At 69.7% G+C, this 11,790-nt stretch carries 13 protein-coding genes and 1 tRNA gene; 12 read left to right on the top strand and 2 right to left on the bottom strand.

The genetic code is table 11. The annotated features are described in order from the left end of the window. Position 1 precedes the first annotated feature (1 nt). A complete protein-coding gene (locus tag ASF88_RS08630; RefSeq protein WP_235493339.1) occupies positions 2–646 on the bottom strand; it encodes a vitamin K epoxide reductase family protein in 645 nt (214 codons plus the stop codon). A 317-nt stretch (positions 647–963) separates the two neighbouring features. Here ASF88_RS08630 and ASF88_RS08625 point away from each other — a divergent pair, with 317 nt between their 5' ends. After that, positions 964–3,489 (top strand): Rne/Rng family ribonuclease, encoded by a 2,526-nt coding sequence (locus tag ASF88_RS08625; RefSeq protein WP_055916386.1) that lies wholly within the window; start codon positions 964–966, stop codon positions 3,487–3,489. A gap of 31 nt (positions 3,490–3,520) precedes the next feature. On the opposite strand, the gene ASF88_RS08620 is transcribed toward ASF88_RS08625, so the two are convergent. Next, positions 3,521–3,796: a DUF4031 domain-containing protein gene (locus ASF88_RS08620; RefSeq protein WP_055916384.1), complete on the bottom strand. Its 276-nt coding sequence runs from the start codon at positions 3,794–3,796 to the stop codon at positions 3,521–3,523. 257 nt (positions 3,797–4,053) lie between these two features. Here ASF88_RS08620 and rplU point away from each other — a divergent pair, with 257 nt between their 5' ends. The 11 genes from rplU to ASF88_RS08565 all read left to right on the top strand — a co-directional run bounded on the left by rplU (position 4,054) and on the right by ASF88_RS08565 (position 11,773). After that, positions 4,054–4,362, top strand: a complete 309-nt coding sequence (gene rplU / locus ASF88_RS08615) for a 50S ribosomal protein L21 (protein ID WP_055916382.1) — start codon at positions 4,054–4,056, stop codon at positions 4,360–4,362. 31 nt (positions 4,363–4,393) lie between these two features. Continuing rightward, the gene (rpmA, locus tag ASF88_RS08610; protein ID WP_055916380.1) at positions 4,394–4,651 is read left to right on the top strand and encodes a 50S ribosomal protein L27; all 258 of its coding nucleotides are present in this window, start codon (positions 4,394–4,396) and stop codon (positions 4,649–4,651) included. 80 nt (positions 4,652–4,731) lie between these two features. Then, a complete protein-coding gene (obgE, locus tag ASF88_RS08605; RefSeq protein WP_055916378.1) occupies positions 4,732–6,303 on the top strand; it encodes a GTPase ObgE in 1,572 nt (523 codons plus the stop codon). Beyond that, on the top strand, positions 6,300–7,136 hold the full coding sequence (gene proB, locus ASF88_RS08600; protein WP_055916375.1) for a glutamate 5-kinase: 837 nt from the start codon (positions 6,300–6,302) through the stop codon (positions 7,134–7,136). Before obgE ends, proB begins: the two co-directional genes overlap by 4 nt. Before the next feature lie 9 nt (positions 7,137–7,145). After that, on the top strand, positions 7,146–8,414 hold the full coding sequence (locus ASF88_RS08595; RefSeq protein WP_055916373.1) for a glutamate-5-semialdehyde dehydrogenase: 1,269 nt from the start codon (positions 7,146–7,148) through the stop codon (positions 8,412–8,414). Between the two features lie 58 nt (positions 8,415–8,472). Further along, a complete protein-coding gene (locus ASF88_RS08590; protein WP_055916371.1) occupies positions 8,473–8,709 on the top strand; it encodes a hypothetical protein in 237 nt (78 codons plus the stop codon). Positions 8,710–8,722: 13 nt separating this feature from the next. Continuing rightward, the gene (gene nadD / locus ASF88_RS08585) at positions 8,723–9,325 is read left to right on the top strand and encodes a nicotinate-nucleotide adenylyltransferase (RefSeq protein ID WP_055916369.1); all 603 of its coding nucleotides are present in this window, start codon (positions 8,723–8,725) and stop codon (positions 9,323–9,325) included. Positions 9,326–9,468: 143 nt separating this feature from the next. Beyond that, positions 9,469–10,608, top strand: coding sequence for a hypothetical protein (locus ASF88_RS08580; RefSeq protein WP_055916367.1), 1,140 nt, complete (start codon positions 9,469–9,471; stop codon positions 10,606–10,608). Positions 10,609–10,666: 58 nt separating this feature from the next. After that, complete coding sequence (rsfS, locus tag ASF88_RS08575; protein WP_055916366.1) at positions 10,667–11,041, top strand: ribosome silencing factor; 375 nt, start codon at positions 10,667–10,669, stop codon at positions 11,039–11,041. A gap of 102 nt (positions 11,042–11,143) precedes the next feature. Then, a tRNA-Ala gene (locus tag ASF88_RS08570) sits at positions 11,144–11,216 on the top strand. A gap of 143 nt (positions 11,217–11,359) precedes the next feature. Further along, on the top strand, positions 11,360–11,773 hold the full coding sequence (locus tag ASF88_RS08565) for a hypothetical protein (protein WP_055916364.1): 414 nt from the start codon (positions 11,360–11,362) through the stop codon (positions 11,771–11,773). Positions 11,774–11,790: the final 17 nt, after the last annotated feature.

The following is an 11,790-nucleotide window of genomic DNA, read 5'->3' as shown; positions in this document are numbered from 1 at the left end:
CTCAGACGAACGCGCGGTGGATCCAGTCGAGCTGGATCTGCGCCAGGATCGCCACGATCGCGTAGCTGACGATCGTGATCAGGGGCACCCAGCTGTAGAGCGTGCCGAAGAGCTTCCTCGCACGCTCGGGCAGCGGGATGTTGCCCTCCTTGAGGTTGTAGAGCGTCACGGCCCAGAAAGTCGGGATCGTCACCGTCCAGGTGACCATGCACCAGGGGCACAGCACGTTGAGCACGGTGATCGACTGGGTGATCAGGAAGATGACGAGCACGAGGGCGAGCACGACGCCGACGTTGAAGGCGATCCAGTACCAGCGGGCGAAGCGGCCGGCGGCGAAGAGCCCGACGCCGACGGCGATCGTCGCTGTCCAGCCGCCGAGGCCGAGGATCGGGTTCGGGAAGCCGAGCAGGGAGCCCTGCCACGAGTTGAGGTTCTTGCTGCACCCGACCAGGACGTTGAAGTTGCACGAGAGCTGAGCGTTCGCGTTCTCGAGCAGGTCGAATTTGTCCACCGTGAGCATCCAGGCCGCCCAGAGGCCGATCACGCCGGCGACGATCAGGAAGATCGCGAGTGCGGTCGGACGACGGTACGGCGCGGGTGCGGGTTCGGTCGTCGGTGCGGTGGGCGCGGTCTTCGAGGCAGGCACAGTCGGATTATGGCATGACGCGGCGCGGCGCTTCTGTGAACGCGGGTCGCACCGGTCCAAAGCTCCCGACATGCGATAATCATTGGATAAGTCGTGCCGACAGCTCGTCGGCCGACACTGAAGAAGGCTTAGGGCGCCAAGTGCGTCCGAATGAACAGCCGGTCGCTCACGACCGGCACGAGACAAGTGAAGCCGGACGGACGGTGCCACGAGCACCCGCCGTCCGATCAAGGATTACGGAAGGGCCGCATGCGGCGCCTCCGACGGAGAGTACCCGGCGAGCGGGTTGCCGCAGCCGGTCGAGGAGTGCACCAGCGATGGTGGAAAACGAGAATATCGACAACACGAACAGCAACGATCAGAGCTCAGGAGGACGCAGGCGTCGCAGCATCTTCGGCGGCAGGCGGGTCACCAGACCGGCCGGCACGGCGGAGACTCCTGTGTTCGCCGAGGAGCGCGAGGTCGCGGCCGAGCAGGTCGCCGTCGAGCAGGCTCCAGACGAGGAGCAGGTCGCCGCAGTCACCGCTGAGACCCCGGACGCGACGATCGCGCTGACCGAGGAGCAGGCCGTCGCGGTGGTCGCCACCGCCGACGGTCACGAGCCTCCGGCACTGCCCGACCGCTACGGCGACCAGCCGGAGGCCGCCGCCGCGTACGTCCCGGGCCTCCCGCCGACGACGTTGCTGTTCCAGGCCCCCGACGTCCTGCCGCTGCCGCCGCTCCCCGACGAGGAGCCGACGGGCTCGGTCCGCCGTCGTTCGCGCCGGCGTGCGGGCGAGAACGGCCGCAACGAGGCGAACGACCCGGCGAACACCGTCGTCAAGGTCCGCACCCCGCGCGAGCCCGAGCTGATCACCGAGCCGCAGAAGGTCAAGGGCTCGACGCGGCTGGAGGCCAAAAAGCAGCGCCGTCGCGATGGCCGCGATGCGGGCCGTCGCCGCCCCGTGATCACCGAAGCCGAGTTCCTCGCGCGCCGCGAGTCGGTCGACCGCCAGATGATCGTCCGTTCGAAGGGCGGCCGCATCCAGATCGGCGTCCTGGAGGACAAGGTCCTGGTCGAGCACTACGTCGCCCGGTCGCAGGAGGCCTCCCTCATCGGCAACGTCTACCTCGGTCGCGTGCAGAACGTGCTGCCGAGCATGGAGGCCGCCTTCGTCGACATCGGCCGCGGCCGCAACGCCGTGCTGTACTCCGGCGAGGTCGACTGGGACGCCGTCGAGACGGGCAACCAGCCGCGCCGTATCGAGCTCGCTCTGAAGGCCGGCGACCGCGTGCTCGTGCAAGTGACGAAGGACCCGGTCGGTCACAAGGGCGCCCGGCTCACCAGCCAGATCTCGCTGCCGGGCCGCTACCTGGTCTACGTGCCCAACGGCTCCATGAACGGCATCAGCCGCAAGCTCCCCGACACCGAGCGTTCGCGCCTCAAGAAGATCCTCAAAGAGGTGCTTCCCGAGAACGCCGGCGTGATCGTGCGCACGGCCGCCGAAGGTGCGACCGAAGAGCAGCTCACCCTCGACGTCACGCGTCTGACGGCGCAGTGGGCCGACATCAGCCGGCAGGTCGAGACGCAGCAGGCGCCCGCGCTCCTGCACAGCGAGCCCGACCTGCTCATCAAGATCATCCGCGACGTCTTCAACGAGGACTTCCAGAAGCTGGTCATCGCCGGCGACGACGCGCGCCAGACAATCGAGAGCTACCTCCGCCAGGTCGCTCCGGACCTGATCGACCGCGTGGAGGCCTACACCGGCGACCGCGACGCCTTCGACGAGTTCCGCATCACCGAGCAGATCGAGAAGGCGCTGGAGCGCAAGGTCTGGCTGCCCTCGGGCGGCTCGCTGGTCATCGACCGCACCGAGGCGATGACCGTCGTCGACGTCAACACCGGAAAGTTCGTGGGCTCCGGCGGCAACCTCGAGGAGACCGTCACCAAGAACAACCTGGAGGCCGCGGAGGAGATCGTCCGCCAGCTCCGGCTGCGCGACATCGGCGGCATCATCGTCGTCGACTTCATCGACATGGTGCTGGAGTCCAACCGCGACCTCGTGCTGCGCCGCCTCATCGAGTGCCTGAGCCGCGACCGGACCAAGCACCAGGTGGCAGAGGTCACTTCGCTCGGCCTGGTGCAGATGACCCGCAAGAAGCTCGGCCTCGGCCTGCTGGAGACCTTCAGCGAGGCCTGCGAGGTCTGCGCCGGCCGTGGCGTGATCGTGCACCACGACCCGGTCGTGAAGCACCGTCAGCCGCAGCAGCAGCCGCAGAGCGAGCGCCGCCGCGGTCGCGGAGGCAACGGCGGTGGCCAGGCCCCGTCGACCGCCCAGCACAGCGGCAACGGCACGCACGCCATCACCGACGACGCCAAGAACGCCCTCGCGCAGATCGCGGCCTCCACGCTGCACCTGCACCACGAGGGCGAGGACGCCCCCGCCGGTGATGCTCAGGCACCCGCCGCCGACGACGCACGGACCGCGCAGGCGGCGCCCGCCGCGGACGCCGCGCCCAAGAAGCGCCGGCGCAAGAGCAAGAGCCAGCGCGACGAGCAGCGCAGCGAGACCCCGGAACAGCAGGCCGAGCCGGCAGCGAACGAGGCCGACGCACCGGCTGCAGACGCCGCAGCCGAGCCGGAGGCCGCCTCGGCTGTCGACCTCCCGCTGATCGACCTGCCCGCGCCGACCGAGCAGCACGCTCCTGCGGCCTCCGCCGTGGAGACCGAGCTCCTGCTCGACTCCGTGCTCGACGCCCTCCCGCACCCGAAGGCGGCCGGTCAGGGGCGCAGCCGCGGCCGTCGTGCCAGCACCGCTGTCATCACGGGCGGTGAGCTCGCGGGCGACCAGCGCGACGCCTGATCACCGACCCCAACGCGTCCGCCGTCGCACCTCAGTGACGGCGGACGCGGTCGCGTGCGCGCACGCGGAGGCCGCTGGCGATGAGCCGGGTCACCAGCTCTTTGCCGTCGACCGGCACGGCTCCCGCGGCGACGAGCTCGTCGTAACGGCGGTCGGGCACGTCGTAATGGTCCAGGTCGAACGCGCGCGCCGGTACCTCCGCCGCCGCGGCGAACGCGTGCAGCTCGTCGAGCGAGGAATCGCTGACCAGGTGCGACCACAACATGCCGTGGGCGGGCCATGCCGGGGGATCGATCAGGACCGTCATACAATGATTGTAGGAACCGGCCCCGTCCAGGGTGCCGGACGGTCTCGACGCCCCCTCGCTGAATTGACGGGTCGTGTGACGTCGGGTAAAGTTGACCGTTGGTGTGTGCCGGTAGGCCGGTGCACCTCCGCGGTTTTCTGAGAGCCACCCGTCGCCATCGATGGGCGAGAGCTCACCAGTAACTCCCTGAACAAACAAGAGCAGGACAGGTCCACGGCTTCGCCGGGAGCTGCTCCCCGACGAAAAGGTACGTGAAAGTGGTTTACGCAGTTGTGCGCGCCGGTGGCCGGCAGGAGAAGGTCGAGGTCGGCACCATCGTGACGATGGACCGCATCAAGGCCGACAAGGACGGCAACGTCGAGCTGGCCGCTGTCCTGCTCGTCGATGGTGACAAGATCACCTCCGACGCGAAGTCCCTCGCCAAGGTGAAGGTGACCGCCGAGGTCCTCGGCGACCTGCGCGGCCCGAAGATCGTCATCCAGAAGTTCAAGAACAAGACCGGCTACAAGAAGCGCCAGGGCCACCGTCAGGAGCTCACGCGCGTCAAGATCACCGGCATCAAGTAGCCGACAGAGAACCTCTCGAGGAGAAGAAGACATGGCACACAAAAAGGGCGCGAGCTCCACTCGCAACGGTCGTGACTCCAACGCGCAGCGCCTCGGCGTGAAGCGCTTCGGCGGCCAGACCGTCAACGCCGGCGAGATCCTGGTCCGCCAGCGCGGCACGCACTTCCACCCGGGCGTCAACGTCGGCCGTGGTGGCGACGACACCCTGTTCGCCCTTGCGGCGGGCTCGGTCGAGTTCGGCAACAAGGGCGGCCGCAAGGTCGTCAACATCGTGGCCGTCGAGGCCTGAGCCTCACCCACGACTGCACTTCACGGATGGGCGGGCTTCGGCCCGCCCATCCGTCGTTTCACCTAGATCTGAGGAGCACCATGGCCACGTTCGTAGACCGCGTGACGCTTCACCTGCGCGCGGGGAACGGCGGCAACGGGTGCGTCTCGGTCCGTCGCGAGAAGTTCAAGCCGCTGGCCGGCCCCGACGGCGGCAACGGTGGCAATGGAGGCGACATCGTCCTCGTCGCCGACCCGCAGGTCACCACGCTGCTGGGCTATCACCGGCACCCGCACCGCTCGAGCGACAACGGCGGCTTCGGCATGGGCGACCACCGCAGCGGCCACACCGGCGGCGAGTTGGAGCTCCCCGTGCCCGTCGGCACCGTCGTCAAGTCGGCCGACGGCGAAGAGCTCGCCGACCTGGACGAGCCGGGCATGCGCTTCGTCGCGGCCGCCGGCGGCCTCGGCGGCCTGGGCAACGCGGCCCTCGCCACGACGAAGCGCAAGGCGCCGGGCTTCGCGCTCCTCGGCACTCCCGGCTGGGAGGGCGACGTCCTCCTCGAGCTGAAGACCGTCGCCGACGTCGCGCTCGTCGGTTATCCGTCGGCCGGCAAGTCGAGCCTCATCGCCGCTCTGTCTGCTGCAAAGCCGAAGATCGCCGACTACCCGTTCACGACATTGCACCCCAACCTCGGCGTGGTGCAGGCCGGCGACGTGCGCTACACCGTCGCCGACGTCCCTGGTCTCATCGAAGGCGCGAGCGAAGGTCGCGGCCTCGGCCTCGAGTTCCTGCGGCACGTCGAGCGCTGCTCCGCGCTGCTGCACGTGCTCGACTGCGCGACCCTCGAGCCCGGGCGCGACCCGCTGACCGACCTCGAGGTCATCCTCGGCGAGCTCGCGGCCTATCCGGTGCCCGAGGGCCAGGTGCCGCTGCTGGAGCGTCCGCAGCTGATCGCGCTCAACAAGATCGACGTGCCCGACGCCCGCGAACTCGCCGACTTCGTCCGTCCCGACCTGGAGGCGCGTGGCTACCGCGTGTTCGAGATCTCCACGGTCAGCCACGAGGGCCTCCGAGCGCTCTCGTTCGCCCTCGCCGAGCTGGTGGAGGACGCTAGGAAGGCCGAGGCCGCCGAGGCCGAGGTGCGCCCGCGGATCGTGATCCGCCCGAAGGCCGTCGACGATTCCGGGTTCACCGTGAAGGTCGAGGGCGGCTCCGACGGCCCGGTGTACCGCATCCTGGGCGCCAAGCCCGAGCGCTGGGTCGCCCAGACCGACTTCGCCAACGACGAGGCCGTCGGCTACCTCGCCGACCGGCTCGCCAAGCTCGGCGTCGAGGACCGCCTGTTCACCGCCGGCGCGGTCGCAGGGTCCACGGTCGTGATCGGCCGCGACAACGGCGTGGTCTTCGACTGGGAGCCCACGCTGACCTCCACCGCCGAGCTGATCGCCTCACCGCGTGGAACCGACGTGCGCATCGACGCGAGCCACCGCCCGACCAGGGCGCAGCGCCGCGAGGAGTACTTCGACCGGATGGACGGCAAGGCCGAGGCCCGCGCCGAACTGCTCCGCGAGAAGGAGGCCGGCCTCTGGCAGGACGACGACTACGACGACTACGACGGCCAGGACTCCGGTTCCCGGAGTGAGGCGGAAGGCGGGACGGGCAGGGAATGACGATCGACGAGCGCGCCCAGGTCCCGACCGCCCGACGGATCGTCGTGAAGGTCGGCTCGTCTTCGATCAGCGGCGAGAACGCCGGGCAGATCGGCCCGCTCGTCGACGCCCTCGCCGAGGCGCACGGCCGGGGGACCCAGGTCATCCTCGTGTCCTCCGGCGCCATCGCGACCGGCATCCCGTACCTGTCGCTCGACGGACGCCCGACCGACCTCGCGACGCAGCAGGCCGCCGCCGCGGTCGGCCAGAACGTCCTCATCTACCGCTACCAGGACAGCCTCGACCGCTACGAGATCGTCGCGGGCCAGGTGCTGCTGACCGCGGGCGACATGGAGAACCCCACCCACCGCAGCAATGCCAAGCGCGCGATGGAGCGACTGCTCGACCTGCGCATCCTCCCCATCGTCAACGAGAACGACACCGTCGCCACCCATGAGATCCGTTTCGGCGACAACGACCGGCTCGCGGCGCTCGTGGCGCTGCTGGTGGAGGCCGACCTGCTCGTCCTCCTCTCCGATGTCGACGCGCTGTACACCAAGCCTCCGCAGGAGGAGGGCGCGGAGCGCATCGAGGTGGTCGGCTGGGGCGACGAGCTCGCCGGCGTGGTGATCGGGTCGACGGGCCTCTCCGGCGTCGGCACCGGGGGAGCGCTGACCAAGGTGTCCGCTGCCCGCCAGGCGGCGGAGCAGGGCACGGCGGTGATCCTGACCGCGACGACGCTCGTCGCGGACGCCCTGCGCGGGGAACCCGTCGGCACCTGGTTCGCGCCCGCGCCGAGCACGGACGACATCGCGGCGGCCCGAGCCGGGTGGCCGGCGGACGCCACGGCCTAGACTTGACCCATGTCTTCGACCATCGCCGTCCCGGTCTCGCTCACCGATCGCCTCACCGCGGCCAAGGCCTCCTCGCTGGCTCTCGCGACGGCGACGACGGATCAGAAGAACGCCGCTCTGCGCGCCATCGCCTCCGGCGTCCTCGCTGCTGAGCAGAGCATCCTCGCGGCGAACGAACTCGACCTCGCGAACGGCCGTGAGAACGGTCTCTCCGCCGGCCTCCTCGACCGTCTGACGCTGACGCCCGCGCGCCTCCAGAGCCTGGCGGACGCGGTGCTGGAGGTCGTGGGCCTGACCGACCCGGTCGGCCAGGTGGTGCGCGGCAGCGACCTCCCGAACGGCGTGAAGATCGCGCAGACGCGTGTGCCGTTCGGCGTCGTCGGGGCCATCTACGAGGCGCGTCCCAACGTCACCATCGACATCGCGTCGCTCGCGATCAAGAGCGGCAATGCCGTCGTCCTCCGCGGAGGCACGGCCGCACTCAACACGAACCAGGTGCTGGTCGGCGTCGTGAGGGAGGCCCTTGCCGGCGCCGGTCTGCCGGCCGACGCCGCCCAGACCATCGACGAGTTCGGGCGCGACGGGGCGAACGAGCTGATGCGGGCGCGTGGACTGGTCGACGTGCTGATCCCACGCGGAAGCGCGGATCTCATCCAGACCGTGGTGACCCAGTCGAGCGTGCCGGTCATCGAGACCGGCGCCGGCGTCGTGCACATCGTGCTCGACGAGAGCGCCCGTGAAGACTGGTCGGTCGACATCGTCCGCAACGCCAAGGTGCAGCGTCCGAGCGTGTGCAATGCGGTCGAGACGCTGCTGGTGCACCGGGCGGCGGCCGAGCGACTGCTCCCCGCCGTGCTCGGCTCGCTCGCCGAGGCCGGGGTCACCATCCACGCCGACGAGACGGCTCTGCCGTACGCCCCGGGCGGCGTGCCGGTGACCGACGAGGACTACGCCACCGAGCACATGAGCCTCGACATCTCGGTGCGGGTCGTCGACGACCTCGACGCCGCGATCGCGCACATCCGCCGCTATTCGACCCAGCACACCGAAGCGATCGTCACGAACGATCTCGGCAACGCCGACCGCTTCCTCGCGGAGGTCGACTCCGCAGTCGTGATGGTCAACGCGTCGACGCGGTTCACCGACGGGGGAGAGTTCGGCTTCGGTGCCGAAGTCGGCATCTCCACCCAGAAGCTGCACGCACGCGGCCCGATGGGGCTGCCGGAGCTGACGAGCACCAAGTGGATCGTCCGCGGGTCCGGCCAGATCCGCGGGTGACCGACCACTAGACTGAACAACGGCCACGCGCCACAGCGCCCCGAAAGGAACACCACCGATGTCCCACTTGACGACCATCCTCGCCGCAGCGGAGACCCACGTCGAGCTGCCGATGCCCACCTGGGCGTACGGCACGATCGCCATCGTCATCTTCCTGGCGCTGCTCGGTGTCCTCTTCAGCTACCGCGACGTCGCGAACCGCCACAGCCACCGGTCGGCGTCGGATGCCGCGTCGCACGCGGGCGCGCCGGGTGCCACGCACCACGGCACCGGCCACCCGACCCAGGGGCACTGAGCCGCCTCCCGGCATGGAGCTGACCGAGAAGAGCCGCCCGCGCATCGGCGTGATGGGCGGCACGTTCGATCCGATCCATCACGGCCACCTGGTCGCCGCGAGCGAGGTCGCGCAGTCGTTCGACCTCGACGAGGTCGTGTTCGTCCCGACCGGTCGGCCCTGGCAGAAGGGGGAGGTCACTCCCGCTGAGCACCGTTATCTCATGACGGTGATCGCGACGGCCTCCAACCCGCGGTTCACGGTGAGCCGCGTCGATGTCGACCGGGTCGGGCCGACGTACACCATCGACACCCTGCGCGATCTTCGCGATGAGCGCCCGGACGCCGAGCTGTTCTTCATCACCGGTGCGGATGCGATCGCCCAGATCCTGAGCTGGCGCGACATCGACGAGCTCTGGAAGCTCGCGCACTTCGTGGCTGTGAGTCGTCCGGGACATGACCTCAATATTTCTGGATTGCCGAAACAAGACGTAAGCTTGTTGGAAGTTCCGGCCCTGGCGATCTCGTCCACCGACTGCCGGAGCCGGGTGAGCAGGGGATTCCCCGTCTGGTACCTCGTCCCCGACGGGGTGGTCCAGTACATCTCCAAACATCACTTGTATCGGAGCGTGGCATGACGTCTTGGCCTGAAGAGCCAGCGGAAGCGAGCCAGCCGCCGCAGACACGGCGACAGGCCAGGGAGAACGAGCGTACCGCCGCGCGCCAAGCGTCGCGTCGTGCAGGTACCTCCGAGACGACTCCTGCGGGTCAGATCCCCGAGATGTCGACCACTCCGGGAGCCGCGCAGGCCGAGGAGTCGCCCGCGATTCCGGCCTCCGCGTTCGCCGAGCCGGGCGTGTCGTCGCCGTCGGGCTCGGGCAGCTTCGACAGCCTCCTCTTCAGCGTCCCGCAGCGCGCTGATGCCGACGCCGGCTCCGATGCCTCCGCGTTCGACCTGTTCCGGCAGGCGCCCGATCCGTCGAAGCCCGAGCCCGTGACGCAGCCGATGGCGGTCGTGTCCGCTTCGGCTTCCAACCCGGCCTCGTTCGCCGGTGCGGAGGCTCAGGACTCCGACGATGCGAGCGAGTCGACGGGGGAGCGCACGCTGACCCGTCGCGAGCTGCGAGCGATGCTGCAGGCCCAGGCGGCGAACCAGCAGGCGAACCACTCGCCGACGATCGCCGACCCGGTGTTCCCGGTGACCTTCACGCAAGACGCGGATGCGGCGCCGGCCGAGCCTCGCACGGCTTCGCCGAGTGCACGCACGTCCGAGTCGACGCCCGACACCGACGTGAGTTCGTCCCCGACGTCCGTCTTCACGGCGTTCGGCGCCCCCACGGCGTCGGCGCCCGTGGCCGCCGCTCCTGCTGCCGCTCCGGCTGCTCAGCCGGTGCCGGTGGAGGTCGGCGACACCGACGAGGACGTCTCGGCGCAGGAGCGCCGCCCGTTCACGCCGCCGACCGGGCACTGGTCGACCGCGGCCGAGCTGGAGGACGGCTCGGAGCCGATCACGTCCCGCAACGTCGGGCACTCCACGGCGGCCACCACGACCAACGCCCTGATCCTCCCTTCGCTCCCGCAGGCCGACGCGACCGGCCCGCTGACCAGCACGGGCGAGATCCTGGTGACGGGCTCGATCGACCTCCCGCGCACGCTCGGTTCGACGGGCGCCCACGACCGCATCGACTCGTCCGACATCGACCGTCTGCTGGACGGCGAGGAGAACGAGTTCAACACCTCCGAGGTCGCGCCCGTGCGCGCCTCGCGTGCCATCAGCACGCACACGTCGACGCGTGGAGTGATCGCGCCGCCGAAGAAGCGAGGCAACACGCTTCCGGTCGTGCTCATGGTCACGGCGGGTGTGCTCGCGGTCGGCGTGATCGGTCTCCTGATCGCGGCCTACGTGCTCAACGTGTTCTGATGACGCGTCTTCCGATGACCCGCTCGACGTCGTCTCGCTCTACAATGAAGGACTCTCTGTGACCGCCTCCCCGCACGCCCGGGACATCCTGCAGATCGCGGCAGCCGCCGCCGACGCGAAGGGGGGCATCGATCTCGTCGCGCTCGACGTGTCGGGCCCGCTCCCGTTGACGGATGCCTTCCTGCTGGTCTCCGGCTCGGTGGAGCGCAACGTCATCGCGATCGCTTCCGAGGTGGAGGATCGCCTCAACGACGCGGGCGTGCGCACGCTGCGTCGCGAGGGCAAGTCGGAGGGCCGCTGGATCCTGCTCGACTTCGGCGACCTCGTCGTGCACGTGTTCCACGAGGAGGACCGCATGTACTACGCGCTCGAGCGCCTGTGGAAGGACTGCCCGGTGCTCCCGCTCGAGCTGCCGGTGCACACCGCGGAGTAGCCACGCCCGGGCTGCGCGTCCGATTTTCGTTGCGCAGCTCGCGTGTAGTACGCTGAATGAGTTGCCCGGGGAGCCTCGGGAAGCACGGAATGAACTGAATACGGGTCTGTGGCGCAGCTGGTAGCGCACCTGCATGGCATGCAGGGGGTCAGGGGTTCGAGTCCCCTCAGATCCACCGAACGAACACGAGAGCCCCGGTCCGCCGGGGCTTTTTGCTGTGCTCGGCGCACCCTCATCGGTGTTCGCATCTTCCTCCCTCGCCGACGCCGCCGCTACGATCGGCGCGGAGGGACAATGCGGCGGAGGGGGAGTGCGGGCGTGCTCGCGGTGGCCGTGGCCGTGGCCGTGGCGACCGTCCTGTCCGGGTGCAGCGGCTTCGGCGCGATCACCCTGCGGACGTGCTTGCCGGCCCGGCTCCACGTCGCGCCCGCGATCGCCGCTCCGGGCGGGGCGGTCACCGTGTCGAGCGGGCCTGCGGATTGCGATCTCGGCTACCAGGACGGACACGTCTACACGCTCAGCATCGTGGTGCCACGGCACCGGTCCCCGGCGGAGACCGTCACCGTCGACGCCAGCGGCAGGTTCACCGCCACTCTGACGGTCCCCGCAGAGTTCCCGGAGGGAGACGCAGCCGTCGTCGTCGACGGCAGCCCGTACGACCACTGCGACGACACGGGCGCCTCGTGCGCCGGGTACACGGCAGCGCTCGCGATCCGTCGCAGCTCCGACTGACGTTCGCACAGCGACGT

Source organism: Leifsonia sp. Leaf336, assembly GCF_001423695.1.
Taxonomy (GTDB): Bacteria; Actinomycetota; Actinomycetes; order Actinomycetales; family Microbacteriaceae; genus Leifsonia.
Note: the sequence above shows the minus strand (reverse complement) of the source record. Positions and strands in the feature narration are given on the sequence as shown.